The following is a 16,411-nucleotide window of genomic DNA, read 5'->3' as shown; positions in this document are numbered from 1 at the left end:
CCAGATACCAAAAGCGCCTCTAGCGGGACACTCTAAATTGGTCCATACCTTTTGTGCCTTTGCCCCTGTATCCCCGCCCTGGAAGGACCCGATCATGGAGTTCCTGGAGCAACGACGAGAGCACGCCCTGGCGCTCTTCCGCATCATCATCGGTCTGCTCTTCGTGTTCCACGGCGTCCAGAAGCTGTCCAAGGGAGTCGACCTGCTCTCGTGGCCGTCCGGCCCCGTGGCCCTCATCGAGCTGATCGGCGGCGGTCTCATCGTCATCGGACTGTGGACGCGCTGGGCCGCACTGCTCAGTTCCGGCGCCATGGCCTACGCCTACTTCGTGGTGCACCAGCCGAAGGCGCTGCTGCCGATCGAGAACGGCGGCGAGCTCGCGGCGATCTACTCGTGGGCGTTCCTGTTGCTGGCGTTCACAGGTGCCGGCGCGTGGAGCATCGACGCCCTGCGCAAGGCGCCGAAGAAGTCGCTCGCCTCGGCGTGACGTGATGTGCGGAATGCACTGAAGCCCTGTTCGCAACGGCGCGAACAGGGCTTCGGTGAAAGCGGATGGAGACGAGGGGAATCGAACCCCTAACCCCCGCCTTGCAAAGGCGGTGCTCTGCCAATTGAGCTACGTCCCCTTGCCTAGGGGCGGCGAGCCGCCCGTCAGAGCAAAGATCAGTCGGTGGGAGCGGTGGCCTCGCGCCACAGGTCCGCGTCGGCCTTGGCCGAACGGCTGCGCTTGACGAAGAACAGAACCGCACCGGCGACCACGACGAGTGCGATGATCTTCTTAGCCACTTCGAATCCCTCCCAAAGACCGAAAACCCAACGACCCCACCACGTTACAGCACAACGGCGGCTGCCGAGTGATCACATGATGGGGGTTCCGGGGACTTGCCCCCGGCCGGGGGTCTGGGGGCTTGGCCCCCAGATGAGGAACGATGATTCGGAAAAGGTAGGCGCATTCCGCCTACACGGTAAGCCCCGAATCGAGTGGGCCTAGGAGGACTTGAACCTCCGACCTCTTCATTATCAGTGAAGCGCTCTAACCGCCTGAGCTATAGGCCCTCGATCAACCGTCACCCCTTGGGGCGACGAGGAGAACCTTACAGGATCGTCCTCGCCGCTCCCAAATCGGGGGTCACTCACGCTCGGAGAGCGTCAACTCCAAACCGCCGGCCAGATCCGCGGACACGTTGTAGACGAACGCGCCAACGGTTGCGAGGGCCGTGAACAGCACGATGTTGACCGCGCCGATGATCGCCGAGACGCCGAAGACGCGGCCGGCACTGATCAACGGTTCGCCCGGCTCGTTGGCCTGGAGCAGGTCGTTCGCGGTGCTGTTGATCTTGTCCCAGACGCCCATGCCGTGCAGGACGCCGTAGAGCACGCCGACCGCCACGAGCCAGACGAAGAACAGTGCGACGCCCAGCACCAGGGCGAGCTTGAGCACCGACCACGGGTCGACGCGCTTCACCTGGAGCGAGGCGCGACGCGGGCCACGGCCGGGGCGGCGGGCCGACGGGCTGGACGCGGCGGGGCGGGCCCCGCTGTTGCCCATGTTCACCGACGTGCGGCTGCTGCCCAGGCCGACCGGCACGGCCGAGCCCGTGACCAAGGGCTTCTGCACCTTGACGGTGTCCGGGTCGGTCTGCGGGAACGCCGGGGCCGGTTCCGCGGCGGACGGGACGGGCGGTGCGCCCGGAGCCACGTACGTCTCGGTGGCGTCGCTCTGGGCGGTTTCCGTGTCGTTCGTCACTCGCTGCCAGGGCGGCGGCGTCGAGACGACGACCGGCTCGTCGGCGACGGGCGCGGGTGCCGGAGTGGCGCCACCGAGCGAGGCCGTCTTCTCCTCCGCAGGAGCCGGGGTCGGCGTGGCGGTCGGTGCAGGAGTGGCCGCAGCCGGCTTCTCCTGGGCGGGTACGGCGTCGGACGCCTTCTCCGCCGACACGGGCTTGGTCTTGTCCTGCGCGGTTCCACCCGAGGAACCGGAGGCCGCAGCCGAGTCCGCCTTCTTCTCCGCCGGCTTCTGCGCGGAGTTCTGCGGAGTCGGTTTGGTGATCACCGCGGTTTTGTCCGCGTCCCGACCTTCGCGGTTCTCGGGTGGAGTCACGAGCTTGTCCTTGACCTCTCGCTAGCGATGCCGACTACTCAGCCGAGTCGGTGGGGGTGACTGCCTCGTCAGCGGCAGAGTCCTCCGAGGCAGACGCCTCACTGATGATGACGTCGCTGGGCTCGTCCGCGTTGCGTGCGACGGCGATCAAAGTGGTGCTCTCGCCGAGGTTCATCAGCCGCACGCCCTTCGTCTGCCGTCCAGCCTTGCGCACCTGCTCGGCCCGAGTCCTGATGACCCCGCCGCTCGAGGTGATGGCGTAGAGCTCGTCGTCGACGTCGACGATGAGCGCACCCACCAGCCTGCCACGACGACGGTCGTGCTGAATGGTCAGCACACCCTTGCCGCCACGCCCCTGGACCGGGTAGTCCTCGATGGGCGTTCGCTTCGAGTACCCACCGTCCGTCGCGACCAAAACGAACAGACCCTCTTGGACGACACCGACGGAAAGCAGCTCGTCATCGGCGTTGAACCGCATGCCCTGCACGCCTGACGTGGCACGTCCCATGGGGCGGAGCACGTCGTCGGTGGCGTGGAAGCGGATCGACTGGCCGTCGGCGGAGACCATGAGCAGGTCGTCGTCCGCCGAGCAGAGCACCGCTCCGACCAGCTCGTCGTCCTCACGGAGGTTGATGCCGATAAGACCACCCGATCGGTTGGAATCGAAGTCGGTCAGCTTCGACTTCTTGACCAGGCCCTTGCGGGTGGCGAGCACGAGGTACGGCGACACCTCGTAGTTCTTGATCTGGATGACCTGTGCGATCTCCTCCTCCGGCTGGAACGCGAGGAGGTTCGCGACGTGCTGGCCGCGGGCGTTGCGGTTCGCCTCGGGCAGCTCGTACGCCTTCGTGCGGTACACACGGCCCTTGTTCGTGAAGAACAGGATCCAGTCGTGCGTCGAGCACACGAAGAAGTGCGCGACGATGTCGTCCTGCTTGAGCTGTGCGCCCTGCACGCCCTTGCCGCCGCGCTTCTGCGCCCGGTAGAGGTCGGTCTTGGTGCGCTTCGCGTAGCCGGTGCGCGTGATCGTGACGACCACGTCCTCGACCGCGATCAGGTCCTCCATGGACACGTCGCCGTCGAACGGGATGATCTCCGTGCGCCGGTCGTCGCCGTACTTGTCCACAATGGCCATGAGCTCGTCGCGCACGATGGCGCGCTGGCGCTCCGGCTTCGCGAGGATGTCCTTGAGGTCCGCGATCTCGACCTCGATCTCGGCCAGCTGGTCGATGATCTTCTGGCGCTCCAGGGCCGCGAGGCGGCGGAGCTGCATCTCCAGGATCGCGTTCGCCTGGATCTCGTCGACGTCGAGCAGTTCCATCAGGCCCGTGCGCGCGATGTCCGGCGTCTGCGACCGGCGGATCAACGCGATGACCTCGTCGAGGTGGTCGAGCGCCTTGACCAGACCGCGCAACACGTGTGCTCGTTCTTCGGCCTTGCGCAGGCGGAACCTGGTCCGCCTGACGATGACCTCGATCTGGTGCTTCACGTAGTGGCGGATCATCTGGTCGAGCCGCAGGGTGCGCGGCACGCCGTCGACCAGCGCCAGCATGTTCACGCCGAACGAGTACTGCAGCTGGGTGTGCTTGTAGAGGTTGTTCAGCACGACCTTCGCCACCGCGTCGCGCTTGAGCGTGACCACGATGCGCATGCCGCGGCGGCTGTTCGACTCGTCCGCGATGTTCGAGATGCCCGTGAGCTTCGTGTCGCGCACGAGCGCGGCGATGTTCTCGACGAGGTTGTCGGGGTTGACCTGGTACGGCAGCTCGGTGACGACCAGGATCGTGCGGCCCTTGGCGTCCTCGTCGACCTCGATGACCGCGCGCATCTTCACCGAGCCGCGGCCGGTGCGGTACGCGTCCTGGATGCCCGAGTTGCCGAGGATCTGGCCGTGCGTCGGGAAGTCCGGGCCCTTGATCCGCTCGATGACGGCTTCGAGGGTCTCCTCGTCGGAGGCCTCCCAGTTGTCCAGCGCCCACACCACGCCCGACGCGACCTCGCGGAGGTTGTGCGGCGGGATGTTCGTCGCCATGCCGACCGCGATGCCCGAGCTGCCGTTGATCAGCAGGTTGGGGATGCGGGACGGCAGGACCGTCGGCTCCTGGATGCGGCCGTCGTAGTTGTCGCGGAAGTCGACGGTCTCTTCCTCGATGTCCGCGAGCATCTGCATGGCCAGCGGGGTCAGGCGGCACTCGGTGTAGCGCATGGCGGCGGCCGGGTCGTTGCCCGGCGAGCCGAAGTTGCCCTGGCCGTCGATCAGCGGGTACCGCATGGCCCACGGCTGGGCGAGCCGCACGAGCGCGTCGTAGATCGACGAGTCGCCGTGCGGGTGGTAGTTGCCCATCACGTCGCCGACGACGCGGGCGCACTTGTTGTAGCCGCGGTCCGGCCGGAAGCCCGAGTCGAACATCGAGTAGAGCACGCGGATGTGCACGGGCTTGAGTCCGTCACGCACGTCCGGCAGTGCCCGGCCGACGATGACGCTCATCGCGTACGCGATGTAGGAGTTCTGCATCTCCTGCTGGATGTCGACCGGCTCGGTGCGGTCGTGCTCCGGCGGAAGGGTCGTCTCAGTCACGGTTCTTCTTTCCTCTTCGCCAGCCGTGGATGTCTAGAAGGGACCGGACTCAGACGTCCAGGAACTTCACGTCCTTGGCGTTGCGCGTGATGAACGAGCGGCGCGCCTCGACGTCCTCACCCATGAGCACGCTGAACAGCTCGTCGGCGGTGGCGGCGTCGTCCATGGTGACCTGGAGGAGCACCCGGTTCGCCGGGTCCATCGTGGTCTCCCACAGCTCCTCGGCGTTCATTTCGCCGAGACCCTTGTAGCGCTGGATGTTGTCTTCCTTGCCGAGCTTCTTGCCCGCCGCGAGACCTTCCCTGATCAGGCCGTCGCGCTCGCGGTCGGAGTAGGCGTACTCCGGCTCGATGCGCTGCCACTTGATCTTGTAAAGCGGCGGCTGCGCGAGGTAGACGTGGCCGTGCTCGATGAGCGGCTGCATGAAGCGGAACAGCAGCGTCAGCAGCAGCGTGCGGATGTGCTGACCGTCGACGTCGGCGTCCGCCATCATGATGATCTTGTGATAGCGGAGCTTCGACAGGTCGAACTCTTCGTGGATGCTGGTGCCCAGAGCCGTGATGATGCTCTGGACCTCGTTGTTCTTCAGCACGCGGTCGATGCGCGCCTTCTCCACGTTGATGATCTTGCCGCGGATCGGCAGGATGGCCTGGTACATGGAGTCCCGGCCTTCCTTGGCCGAGCCGCCGGCGGAGTCGCCCTCGACGACGTAGAGCTCGCACTCCTCCGGGTTGGTGGAGCGGCAGTCCTTCAGCTTGCCCGGCAGGCCGCCGATGTCCAGCGCGCCCTTGCGGCGGACCAGCTCACGGGCCTTGCGCGCGGCCATGCGGGCCTGCGCCGACGAGACCGCCTTGCTGACGATCGTCTTCGCCTCGTTGGGGTGGCGCTCGAACCAGTCGGCCAGGTGCTCGTTCGTCGACTTCTGCACGAACGACTTGGCCTCGCTGTTGCCCAGCTTGGTCTTCGTCTGGCCCTCGAACTGGGGCTCCTTCAACTTCACCGAGATGATCGCGGCGAGACCCTCGCGGATGTCGTCACCGGTGAGGTTGGTGTCCTTCTCCTTGAGCAGCTTCTTCTCACGCGCGTACTCGTTGACGACGCGCGTCAACGCGGCGCGGAAGCCCTCTTCGTGCGTGCCGCCCTCGTGCGTGTTGATCGTGTTCGCGAAGGTGTAGACCGAGGCCGTGTAGCCGGTGTTCCACTGCATCGCGACCTCGACCTCGAGGTCCTGGCCCTTCGCCTCGAACGCGATGACCTTCTGGTGCACCGCTTCGCGCGTGTGGTTGATGTGGCGGACGAAGTCCTCCAGACCACCCGGGTAGTGGTAGACGCGTTCCTTCACCGCGGCCTGGTGGCCCTCGGCGTCGGCTTCCTCGTCCTCCTCCGAGACCCGCTCGTCGCGCAGGATGATGGTGATCCCCTTGTTGAGGAACGCCATTTCCTGCAGGCGGCGCGCGATCGTCTCGACGTTGTACGTCGTGGTCTCGAAGATCTCCGGGTCGGCCCAGAACGTGGTCGTGGTGCCGGTCTCGTCGGTCGCCTCGCCCTGGCGCAGCTCGTGCGCGGGCTTGGAGGCCTCGTAGCGCTGGGTCCAGACGTGACCCTGGCGCCTGATCTCGAGGTCGACGGCGGTGGACAGCGCGTTCACCACGGAGATGCCGACGCCGTGCAGGCCGCCGGACACCGCGTAGGAGTCGCTGTCGAACTTGCCGCCCGCGTGCAGCTTGGTCATGACGACCTCGACGGTCGGCACGTTCTCCACCGGGTGCATGTCGATCGGGATGCCGCGACCGTCGTCGATCACCCGGACGCCGCCGTTGGCCAGCAGGGTGACGTCGACCTTCGTCGCGTATCCGGCCATCGCCTCGTCGACGGAGTTGTCCACGACCTCCTGGACCAGGTGGTGCAGACCGCGCTCGCCGGTCGAGCCGATGTACATGCCCGGCCTCTTGCGCACTGCCTCGAGGCCTTCGAGGACGGTGATCGAGGACGCGCCGTACTCATTCTTCTTAGCTGACACGGGCCTGGAGTCTCCTCGCTGATGCGGGCAGGACCCGCACGGTGATGGGTGACGCTTCTGTGATTCTACCGGTGCACCCCGACAGAACGGGGTCAAGGACACCTTTGATTCGGTCACAGAGCGCCTCAAGCGCCATCAGACGGGTCAGGACCGCTGAAAAGGGGGTTCAAATCCGCAGGTGAACACTCGTTGCGCCACAGAATCGCCGCTGAGCCCTTGACAGGACCTCACCCGTAGGTGTCACGCGGACCGCGCCCAGGCGCGTGCCTGGGGCCGTGTCGCCAGCTGGGAGCGTCCGGTCCCTTGATCTTGAGCCTTTTGACTACGCCGTTGCCCACACCCGCGGCGATCCGTTTGATCAGCTCGCGCTGCAGCAGGCGCAGCTGGGTGGCCCACGCCGTCGACGACGCCTGGACCGTCAGTTCCCCGTCACTGAGAGCGATCGGTGTCGCGTGCTCGGCGACGTCCTCACCTACTAATTTTGCCCAACGACCGAAGACCTGGCCACCCTGGAGTTGCTCGACCCAGCCGCGGTCCGCCGCGATCCTGGACGCGATCCGGCCGAGCGGCTGGGGGTCTCGGTCGTCCGGGCCCGCGCCCGACCAGCGACGCCGGCGGCGGTTGACCGGACGGCCCTGCGACTTGCTCCCCGGCACCCGTCCACGGGCCTTCGCCGCCGCTTTCGCAGCCTCCAGAGCAGCTCGGGCGAGGTCCGAACCCTTGAGCTGCTCACCCTCAGGTGTGAATGAACCTGTGGACAAGTCCGGATTTGTGACGGAGTTATCCACACCATCCACAGACTTGTCCCCAGATGTGTGGGCAGACACACCCGATCGAGCTACATGTGGGGGCTTTGAACCCCGAGAGTCAGCCTCCGAGTCAGACACGCCGCACCTCCCCGCCGTGGACCTCGAACCGGGCACCGACCAGCTCGTCCGGAACGTCCTCCGCCACCGCGGCGGTGATCAGCACCTGCTCGGCGGCGGCCGCCACCTTCGCCAGTTGCCGACGCCGGCCGCGGTCGAGTTCCGCGAACACATCGTCCAGCACGAGCACCGGTTCGATGCCGTCGACACGCATCAGTTCGTATCCGCCGAGCCGCAGGGCGAGCGCGAAAGACCATGACTCTCCGTGACTGGCGTAACCCTTCGCGGGCAGTTCGCCGAGCGTCAGGTCCAGGTCGTCGCGGTGGGGACCGACGAGGCACACGCCCCGTTCGATCTCCTGCCGCCGCACCCGGTCGAGCTCGGCCAGCAGCAGGTCCTCGATGCTCTCCCGGTCCTCCGGCAGGTCGCCGACGCTCGACCGGTAGGCGATGAGCGCCGGACGGGACTCCGGAGCGACCTCCGCGTATGCCGATGTCACGTGGTCCGCCATGTCGCGGATCAGCTTCAACCGCGCCGCCAGCAGCTCCGCGCCGTGCTTGGCGAGGTGCCCGTCCCAGACGTCGAGCGTCGAGAGGTCCGCCGATCGCGAGTGCTTCACCGTCTTCAACAACGCGCTGCGCTGCTTCAGGACACGGTCGTAGTCACTGCGTACACCGGCATAACGCGGTGTGCGCAGCACGAGCATCTCGTCGAGGAACCGCCGCCGGTCGCTCGGATCGCCCCGCACGAGAGAGAGGTCCTCCGGTGCGAACAACACGGTGCGCAGGATCCCGAGCACGTCACGCGGACGCGGCACCGGACCCCGGTTGATCCGCGCCCGGTTCGACTTGCCGGCGGTGATCTCCAGTTCGACGAGCAGCTCGCGGTCGTCGTTGACCACGGCCGCCCGCACGACGGCGCGCTGGGCGCCGTGTCGGATCAGCGGCGCGTCGGTGGAGACGCGGTGCGAACCCAGCGTCGCCACGTACCCGAGCGCCTCGACCAGGTTCGTCTTGCCCTGGCCGTTGCGCCCGACGAGCACTGACGCGCCGGGTTCGAGCTCCAGGTCGGCGAGCTCCCACGACCGGAAGTCGCTGACCTGGAGGTGTCTGACGTGCACTCTCGCTAGCCCTGGGTGCTGCCGGCGCCGGACGACGGTCCGGCGAGGTGCACCGAGTGACCACCGAACTGGTTGCGCAGCGCGGCGACCGCACGCATCGCGGGCGAGTCCTCCTGCCGCGACTGGAACCGCGCGAAGAGGGCGGCGGAGATCACCGGGAGCGGCACCGCGTTGTTGATGCCCTCCTCGACGGTCCACCGGCCCTCGCCCGAGTCCTCGACGTACCCGCGCAGGTCGTCGAGCTCCGGGTCGGACTCCAGCGCGCGCACCAGCAGGTCGAGCAGCCACGACCGCACGACGGTTCCGCGCTGCCAGGCCGAGATCACCGCGGGCACGTTGTCCACGACGTCGGTCTTGTCGAGCAGTTCGAAGCCCTCGGCGTACGCCTGCATCAGGCCGTACTCGATGCCGTTGTGCACCATCTTCGAGTAGTGGCCGGCGCCGACCTTGCCCGCGTGCGCGAAGCCTTCCTCGCGCGGACCGTCGGGACGCAGCGCGTCGAAGATCGGCATCGCCTGCTCGACGTGCGCGGCGTCGCCGCCGACCATCAGCGCGTAGCCGTTCTCGAGGCCCCACACACCGCCGGACACGCCGCAGTCGAGGTAGCCGATCTCCTTCTCCGCCAACAGGTCCGCGTGGACCCGGTCGTCGGTGAACTTGGAGTTGCCACCGTCGACGACGAGGTCGCCCGGTGACAGGAGCTCGGACAGCTCCTTGACGGTGTTACGAGTGATGTCGCCGGCGGGCACCATCACCCACACCACGCGCGGCGCTTCGAGCTTGGACACCATGTCCGCCAACGACTCCGAGTCGCTGACCTCGGGGTTGCGGTCGTAGCCGATCACCTCGTGACCGGCCCGGCGCACCCGCTCGCGCATGTTGAAACCCATCTTGCCGAGGCCGACGAGTCCGAGCTGCACGGTGTTCTCCCCTACGTTCTTCTGGTACCCGGTAAGGGTCTTCTCAGCCGGGAAGGCGAACGGGCATGAGCAGGTACAGGTAGCCCGGCGCCACGTTCCCATCCTCGTCCACCGGCTTCAGCAACGCCGGTCGGCTGGGTGTGGTGAAGGACAAGTGGACTTTCTGGGTGCGGACCGCACCGAGTCCGTCGAGCAGGTAGCCCGGGTTGAACGCGATGGTGACCGCGTCGCCGGTGTACTCGACCGGGAGCTCTTCCTCGGCCGAACCCTCGTCGTCGCCACCGGCGGAGAGACGAAGACCACCGTCGACGAACTCGAGGCGCACCTGCGTGCCGCGCTCGGCGACGAGCGACACGCGCTTGATCGCCTGCTGCAGCGCGTCGATGTCGATGATCGCCGCGGCGCTGTGCTCGGAGGGCAGCAACTGGCGGTACTTCGGGAAGTCCGCGTCGAGCAGGCGGGTGGTGGTCCGCTTGCCGGAGCCGGAGAGGCCGAGCAGTCCGTCGTTGGCCGCGAGCGACATCTCGACCTTGGCGCCGGACGAGCCGAGCGTCTTGGCCGCGTCACCGAGGGTGCGGGCCGGGACGAGGACCGCGACCTCGCCGAGGGTTGCGTCCGGCTCCCAGGGGAACTCCCTCATGGCGAGCCGGAACCGGTCGGTGGCGACGAGGGTCAGCTTGCCCTCGCCGATCTCGACGCGGACGCCGGTCAGCATCGGGAGCGTGTCGTCCTTGCCGGCCGCGACGGCGACCTGGCTGACCGCCTCACCGAAGACCTCGCCGGGGAGCTCACCGATCAACTGGGGCATCGACGGCAGGGCCGGGTAGTCCTCGACCGGCATCGTCGGGAGGCTGAACCTGGCACTGCCGCAGCTGATCATCATTCGAGAGCCGTCGACCGCGATCTCGACGGGGTGGTTCGGCAGCGCCTTGGTGATGTCGGCGAGAAGACGCCCGGAGACCAGGGCGCGGCCACCGTCGGCGATCGTCGCCGGGACACCGACCTGGGCGGAGACCTCGTAGTCGAACCCGGAGACCGTCAGCGAGTCGTCCGACTCCGCGTCGAGCAGCACGCCGCCCAGCACGGGGACCGGTGGACGGGACGGAAGGCTTCGAGCGACCCAGGCGACTGCGTCGGCCAGGCCGTCGCGTTCGACGCGGATCTTCATGAGGCGTCCTTTCCTCGACAGTCGACAAGCCCGACCACGACAACGTGCCAGTGGGGGTCAGGGAGCCTCGACCTCGGCTGACCGAGGTGCGGAGCGCCAACGTTAGAGCGTCCTGGCCCTTCCCGTCACTTCGGGGTTCGGCCACCGATCCCCGGGAGTTGTCCACGCTGTTTTGCTTTTGAGTTCTTCCTAGAAGAGATCAAACAGCAGTAACAGTAAGGGTTGTGGATTGTGGGGACAGCCCTTGAACATGCTGGTCAAGGTGTCACCCACCATGTGGACTAAGGGGGGACAACACCCGGGGACAGATCGGCCCACCCGGGGACAACCAGTTGTGCACAGGCCTCGATCCACAGATCGTCCACAGTTGTCCCCGGGTGCGTCCCCGGGTGTGGGCCAGTTGTACCCGGGTGTTCAACAGGCTTCTGTGGCCAGATCGTGGCCGGGGCCACAGACTTTTCCAGTTGTCCCCACCCCTTCGAGTGCAGCGGGCGAACAGAAAGCTTCGCCGCCGGGCGGATCGAGCCTCGTCTACCTGGGTACGTGTGCGGCGCGTGGTGGTGGTTGGAGCCGCACGTGCTGATGCAGTCCCATCGTTGCGTCGAAGTCGTCCCCGGGTGTTGGCCGTCGAGCCGCGGCCGCGTCCCCGGGTGTCCGTCTCGCACTCCCAGGTCGCGTTCCAGGGCGCCGTGGGGTCCGGTCGCCCGCTGCGTTTCGGGCACGCGAAAAAGGGGCCCTCCGCGATGGAGGACCCCTTCGTTGCCACCCAGGTGGATCAGGGAGTGTGGCGGGCGCGCTGCTTGATGCGCGACGTCAGCTCCTGCACCTGGTCGTAGATCCGCCGGCGCTCGGCCATCTCCTTGCGGATCTTCTTGTCCGCGTGCATGACCGTCGTGTGGTCGCGGCCGCCGAACGTCTGGCCGATCTTCGGCAGCGACAGGTCGGTCAGTTCGCGGCACAGGTACATGGAGATCTGCCGTGCCTGCGCGAGCGCCTTCGTCTTGCCGGGGCCGCACAGGTCGTCCATCGAGACCTGGAAGAACTCGGCGGTGACCGCCATGATCATCGGTGCGGTGATCTCCGGCGCGTGCGAGTCCGGGATCAGGTCGCGCAGCACGATCTCGGCGAGCTGGATGTCGACCGGCTGCCGGTTGAGCGACGCGAACGCCGTGACGCGGATGAGCGCGCCTTCGAGCTCGCGGATGTTCCGCTCGATGCGGGAGGCGATGAACTCCAGCACGTCGGCCGGGGCCGCGAGCCGGTCCTGGGCCGCCTTCTTGCGGAGGATCGCGATCCGGGTCTCCAGCTCGGGCGGCTGGATGTCCGTGATCAGGCCCCACTCGAACCGCGTGCGCAGGCGGTCTTCCAGCGTCTCCAGCCGCTTGGGCGGCCGGTCGCTCGACACCACGATCTGCTTGTTCGTGTTGTGGAGCGTGTTGAACGTGTGGAAGAACTCCTCCTGCGTGCCTTCCTTGCCCTCCAGGAACTGGATGTCGTCGACGAGTAGGACGTCGATGTCCCGGTAGCGGCGCTGGAAGGCGACCTTGCGGTCGTCACGCAGCGAGTTGATGAAGTCGTTGGTGAACTCCTCGGTCGACACGTACCGCACGCGCATGCCGGGGAACAGGCGCTGGGCGTAGTGCCCGACGGCGTGCAGCAGGTGCGTCTTGCCGAGGCCGCTCTCGCCCCAGATGAAGAGCGGGTTGTACGCCCTGGCGGGAGCCTCGGCCACCGCGACGGCCGCGGCGTGCGCGAACCGGTTCGAGGCGCCGATGACGAACGTGTCGAAGTTGTACTTCTCGTTCAGCCGGGTCTGCGACGGCGACGGGTTCGCGGGCCGCGTGTACGGGAGGTTCGCGTTCGACGCCGCGCCGACCGCCGCGTTGGCGGTGTTGAACGTCGGCCAGATCTCGGTGACGGCGGCAAGCGCGTCGCCGGCCTCGTCGACCTCTTCCTCCGCACCGTCGGCTCCGGCCACGTCGTCCGTGATCACGGAGCCGGGCGTGTCGCCGTTCGCAATGCCAGGAGCCGGCGGGATCTGGACCGGCGCCACGGGCTGGATGCCGTGGAGCGGGATCGGCGTGGTCGGCGGGCTCACGGGACTCACCGGCTCCGGCGAGTCGACCTTCACCGCCAGGGAGACGGTCCGGCCCAGCCTGCGGGACAGCGCCGCGGTGATCGGATCGCGCAGTGCGCGTTCGATCGCTTCCTTCGCGAAGTCACTGGGAGCAGCGAGCAGTGCCGTTCCATCCAGCAAACCGATAGGACGGGTGACCCTCATCCACGCGCGCTGCTGGGGGGACAGGTGGCTGGTCGCCAGTTCCTGCACCACCTCGGCCCACACGAGACCAAGATCGACCTGCTGGTTCGACACCTCCGCGCTCCCCTCCCCTCCACCGGAGCCAAATACTCCACACGTGGACACGGAGAATAGAGGTATCCACAGAGTTATCCACAACTGTGCACTAAAAGGTGCGTTGTGTTGCCGGTCGGTGGCGGCTCCCACGCCAGCCCCGGCAGCGCGAAGGACGAACGGTAACAAGGCCCGGCACGCCTCACAAGACGTGGCGTGGCCCACCCCGATTTGGTCGGCGCACCCGGGCATGCGTACCCTCGTACGAGTCTCCCGCTTGCGACGGGCGCCTTTCGCGCGCCTACGTCCACTGCCGTCGGGGACAACCACAAGGCTTTGTCAGCAGTGAAGCACCGGGAGACCGACCGTGAGCAAGGGTAAGCGCACCTTCCAGCCCAACAACCGCCGCCGCGCGAAGACGCACGGCTTCCGGCTGCGCATGCGGACCCGCGCCGGCCGCGCCATTCTGGCCGCGCGCCGCAGCAAGGGCCGTGCGACTCTGTCCGCCTGACCGCGGCCGGTAAGCGCAGCGTCGTCGTGCTACCACCGGCCGCCCGGCTCACCCGCAGCCAGGACTTCGGCCTGGTGGTCCGCAGAGGCCGCCGCGCCGGACGACCCCGGTTGGTCGTCCACGTCTTGAAGCCTGACGTGCCCACCTTGGATTCGTCCAAGGTGGGCTTCGTCGTGAGCAAGGCGGTGGGCAACTCGGTGGTCCGCCACCGCGTCTACAGGCGCCTGCGCCACGTGGTGCGTCCCGCCCTGGCAGAGATGCCGCCGGGAACTCTCGTCGTGGTCCGGGCGTTGGCTCCAGCAGCCGAGGCGTCGAGTTCCGAGCTCGCCGCCGATTTCTCTTCTGCCCTGCGCAAGGTGCTGCGATGACCACGTTGCCCGCGAAGGTCGCGCTGCTGCCGGTGCACTTCTACCGGAAGTTCATCTCGCCGCTGCTGCCGCCGACCTGCCGCTTCTACCCGAGTTGCAGCGCGTACGCGGTGGAAGCCCTGACAGTCCACGGCGCACTTCGAGGAACCTGGCTGACCATCCGCCGGTTGCTGCGCTGCGGACCCTGGCACCCTGGAGGCCTGGACCCCGTTCCGCCGAGGCGGCAGGTCCCCGACGTATCCACCGAGGAGTAGCTCCCGTGCTCAACTTCATCTACTACCCGGTGTCCTTCATCTTGTGGTGTTGGCACTGGGTGTTCGGCAAGGTCTTCGGTGAGTCGAGCGGCTTCGCCTGGGCACTGGCCGTCATCTTCCTGGTCTTCACCCTCCGCGCCATCCTCTTCAAGCCGTTCGTCGGCCAGGTGCGCTCCATGCGAAAGATGCAGGAGTTCGCGCCGGAGATGCAGAAGATCAAGAAGAAGTTCCCGAACGACCGCCAGCGCCAGGCGCAGGAGATGCAGAAGCTGCAGTCCGAGCACGGCGTCAACCCGCTCGGCGGCTGCCTGCCGATGCTGGTGCAGATCCCGGTGTTCATCGGTTTGTTCCACGTGCTGCGCTCGTTCAAGCCCGGCTGGGGCGAGGTCTACTTCTTCGACAAGCAGGGCGTCGACTCGTTCGTCAACGCCAAGCTCTTCGGCACGAACCTCTCGACGTTCATCACGATGCCCGGCGACCAGCTGGCCCAGTACGGCACCGAGCGCCTGAACGTCATCCTGCTGTCGGTGCCGCTGATGATCGTGGCGTCCATCGCGACCCACTTCACGGCCCGTCACTCGGTCGCCCGCCAGAACCAGGCCGCGCTGGACAACCCGCAGACGGCCATCATGAACAAGCTGACGCTCTGGATCTTCCCCCTGGGCGTCCTCGCCGGCGGCTTCTTCTTCCCCGTCGCGATCCTGCTGTACTGGCTGTCCAACAACGCGTGGACCCTCGGCCAGCAGCACTTCGTCTACAAGCGCATCGACTCAGAGGAAGAGGAGAAGAAGGCCACGGTCGTCGAGACCCGCCAGGCCCTCGCTCCGAAGCCGGGCGCGAAGCCGGTCAACCCGAAGAAGCCCGCCCCCGGAGCCAAGCCGGCCAACGGCGCCAAGCGCATGCCGACCGCGGGCCCGAGCGGACCGCCGAAGGCCTCGACGGACGACGCCACGAACGGCAACGCGAACACCGAGATCCCCGGCCTGACCCCAGGCCGATCCACCAGCAAGAAGCCGGGCAGCAAGAAGCGCCGCTGATTTCGGGCGTTGCCCCGGAGAGGAGACATCGTGTCGGAGACCTTGCAGGCGACCGACGACGTGGAGGCGTCGTCGGAGGCCGCAGCCGAGTCCGAGACCACGGCCGAGCCGCAGTCGCAGAGCAAGACCGAGGACCTGCTCGTCCAGGAAGGCGACATCGCGGGCGACTACCTCGAGCGCCTGCTGGACCTGCTGGACTACGACGGCGACATCGACCTGGACGTGGAAAGCGGCCGGGCCATCGTCAGCATCGACGGCGGCGAAGACCTCGCCAAGCTGGTGGGCCCCCGAGGCAACGTCCTCGAATCGCTCCAGGAACTCACCCGCCTCGCAGTCCAGCAGGAAACGGGAGTCCGCTCCCGCCTCATGCTGGACATCGCCCAGTGGCGAGCGGGCCGCCGAGCAGAACTGGCGGAGATGGGCAAGACCACCGCAGAAAAGGTGGCCGCCTCAGGCGAACGCGCCCGCCTGCACCCCATGACCCCGTTCGAGCGCAAGGTCGTCCACGACGCCGTCGCCGCGGTCGCGGGCGTGCACAGCGAGAGTGAAGGCGAAGAGCCGCAGCGCCGGGTCATCATCTTCCCCAAGCCCTGACGGTCTCGCATCACTCACGGCCCCTGGTTCCTTCCGGAACCAGGGGCCGTTTGCTGTCCCAACCAAGACACGCACAAGCCCAATGAGGGCCGCAGCATCTGCTAGCGACTTGTCGACACGCGCGGCACCTCAAGGAGACTTCCCGCACGGTCAGGGCAACGCCGGAGGCAAGCCACCCTGCCGCAACGCAAAGGCGAAGCCGAGGCGTCCCTCCCTGCGCGCAGGGCAACGGCGAAGCCGAGCCGTCCCTGCCGCCAGCGGCAAGGGCGAAGCCGAGGCGTGTGAACCTCTACCTGCCGGTGAAGCGGTGGTGACCCACGCACTGCGCAATCGGGCTTTACCTTGAGTGGGCGGGATGCTCTCCTCATGGGCACGGCCGGGCGCTTTTCAGCCCGGCCTTTTCCCGGCCGTCAAGCATCCCGCCAGAGGCTCAAGGTCAAGCCCCAATCGCTATCGACGCGCAGCGGCGATGACCCGCACCGGCCCGATACTGCCTGAGCAACCACCCACGCAAGGCGACC

Annotated in this window: 14 protein-coding genes, 2 tRNA genes and 1 pseudogene; 6 read left to right on the top strand and 11 right to left on the bottom strand. The window is 67.3% G+C overall.

Annotated elements, in window-relative coordinates; all coding sequences use genetic code 11:
- Positions 1-94 precede the first annotated feature (94 nt).
- Positions 95-487 (top strand): DoxX family protein, encoded by a 393-nt coding sequence (locus LX88_RS05200; RefSeq protein ID WP_090072012.1) that lies wholly within the window; start codon positions 95-97, stop codon positions 485-487.
- A 66-nt stretch (positions 488-553) separates the two neighbouring features.
- Here LX88_RS05200 and LX88_RS05195 read toward each other — a convergent pair.
- The 11 genes and pseudogenes from LX88_RS05195 to dnaA all read right to left on the bottom strand — a co-directional run bounded on the left by LX88_RS05195 (position 554) and on the right by dnaA (position 13,147).
- Positions 554-626 (bottom strand) — tRNA-Ala (locus tag LX88_RS05195).
- 40 nt (positions 627-666) lie between these two features.
- Positions 667-786, bottom strand: a pseudogene (locus tag LX88_RS05190) (DLW-39 family protein); the annotation flags it as partial.
- A gap of 196 nt (positions 787-982) precedes the next feature.
- Positions 983-1,056 (bottom strand) — tRNA-Ile (locus LX88_RS05185).
- 73 nt (positions 1,057-1,129) lie between these two features.
- Positions 1,130-1,747, bottom strand: a complete 618-nt coding sequence (locus LX88_RS44755) for a DUF3566 domain-containing protein (RefSeq protein WP_258947611.1) — start codon at positions 1,745-1,747, stop codon at positions 1,130-1,132.
- 388 nt (positions 1,748-2,135) lie between these two features.
- On the bottom strand, positions 2,136-4,679 hold the full coding sequence (gene gyrA, locus LX88_RS05175; RefSeq protein ID WP_258946666.1) for a DNA gyrase subunit A: 2,544 nt from the start codon (positions 4,677-4,679) through the stop codon (positions 2,136-2,138).
- Positions 4,680-4,728: 49 nt separating this feature from the next.
- Entirely contained in the window at positions 4,729-6,699 is a 1,971-nt protein-coding gene (gene gyrB / locus LX88_RS05170; protein WP_258946665.1) for a DNA topoisomerase (ATP-hydrolyzing) subunit B, read from the bottom strand.
- Positions 6,700-6,926: 227 nt separating this feature from the next.
- On the bottom strand, positions 6,927-7,460 hold the full coding sequence (locus tag LX88_RS05165; RefSeq protein ID WP_090072009.1) for a DciA family protein: 534 nt from the start codon (positions 7,458-7,460) through the stop codon (positions 6,927-6,929).
- Between the two features lie 118 nt (positions 7,461-7,578).
- Positions 7,579-8,685 (bottom strand): DNA replication/repair protein RecF, encoded by a 1,107-nt coding sequence (gene recF, locus LX88_RS05160; protein ID WP_090072008.1) that lies wholly within the window; start codon positions 8,683-8,685, stop codon positions 7,579-7,581.
- 5 nt (positions 8,686-8,690) lie between these two features.
- Positions 8,691-9,605 (bottom strand): phosphogluconate dehydrogenase (NAD(+)-dependent, decarboxylating), encoded by a 915-nt coding sequence (gene gnd, locus LX88_RS05155; RefSeq protein ID WP_258946664.1) that lies wholly within the window; start codon positions 9,603-9,605, stop codon positions 8,691-8,693.
- Positions 9,606-9,648: 43 nt separating this feature from the next.
- Positions 9,649-10,773, bottom strand: a complete 1,125-nt coding sequence (dnaN, locus tag LX88_RS05150; RefSeq protein ID WP_090072005.1) for a DNA polymerase III subunit beta — start codon at positions 10,771-10,773, stop codon at positions 9,649-9,651.
- A 775-nt stretch (positions 10,774-11,548) separates the two neighbouring features.
- A complete protein-coding gene (gene dnaA / locus LX88_RS05145) occupies positions 11,549-13,147 on the bottom strand; it encodes a chromosomal replication initiator protein DnaA (protein ID WP_258946663.1) in 1,599 nt (532 codons plus the stop codon).
- A 346-nt stretch (positions 13,148-13,493) separates the two neighbouring features.
- On the opposite strand from dnaA, the gene rpmH reads away from it, so the two are divergent.
- The 5 genes from rpmH to LX88_RS05120 are packed head-to-tail and all read left to right on the top strand — an operon-like array spanning position 13,494 to position 15,890.
- Entirely contained in the window at positions 13,494-13,637 is a 144-nt protein-coding gene (gene rpmH, locus LX88_RS05140) for a 50S ribosomal protein L34 (protein ID WP_030465619.1), read from the top strand.
- 26 nt (positions 13,638-13,663) lie between these two features.
- The gene (gene rnpA / locus LX88_RS05135) at positions 13,664-14,005 is read left to right on the top strand and encodes a ribonuclease P protein component (protein WP_090006634.1); all 342 of its coding nucleotides are present in this window, start codon (positions 13,664-13,666) and stop codon (positions 14,003-14,005) included.
- Positions 14,002-14,259, top strand: coding sequence for a membrane protein insertion efficiency factor YidD (gene yidD, locus LX88_RS05130; RefSeq protein ID WP_030480223.1), 258 nt, complete (start codon positions 14,002-14,004; stop codon positions 14,257-14,259). Before rnpA ends, yidD begins: the two co-directional genes overlap by 4 nt.
- A gap of 5 nt (positions 14,260-14,264) precedes the next feature.
- Complete coding sequence (gene yidC, locus LX88_RS05125) at positions 14,265-15,296, top strand: membrane protein insertase YidC (protein ID WP_090072002.1); 1,032 nt, start codon at positions 14,265-14,267, stop codon at positions 15,294-15,296.
- A 30-nt stretch (positions 15,297-15,326) separates the two neighbouring features.
- Complete coding sequence (locus LX88_RS05120; RefSeq protein WP_090072001.1) at positions 15,327-15,890, top strand: Jag family protein; 564 nt, start codon at positions 15,327-15,329, stop codon at positions 15,888-15,890.
- Positions 15,891-16,411: the final 521 nt, after the last annotated feature.

The sequence above is a fragment of the Lentzea californiensis genome (genome assembly GCF_024648825.1).
In the GTDB taxonomy this organism is placed as follows: Bacteria; Actinomycetota; Actinomycetes; order Mycobacteriales; family Pseudonocardiaceae; genus Lentzea; species Lentzea californiensis.
Note: the sequence above shows the minus strand (reverse complement) of the source record. Positions and strands in the feature narration are given on the sequence as shown.

Bases quoted from the DNA above. Each gene is read 5' to 3' on its own strand.
- LX88_RS05200 (WP_090072012.1), top strand. From the start codon at position 95: ATGGAGTTCCTGGAGCAACGACGAGAGCACGCCCTGGCGCTCTTCCGC.
- dnaN (WP_090072005.1), bottom strand. From the start codon at position 10,773: ATGAAGATCCGCGTCGAACGCGACGGCCTGGCCGACGCAGTCGCCTGG.
- yidD (WP_030480223.1), top strand. From the start codon at position 14,002: ATGACCACGTTGCCCGCGAAGGTCGCGCTGCTGCCGGTGCACTTCTAC.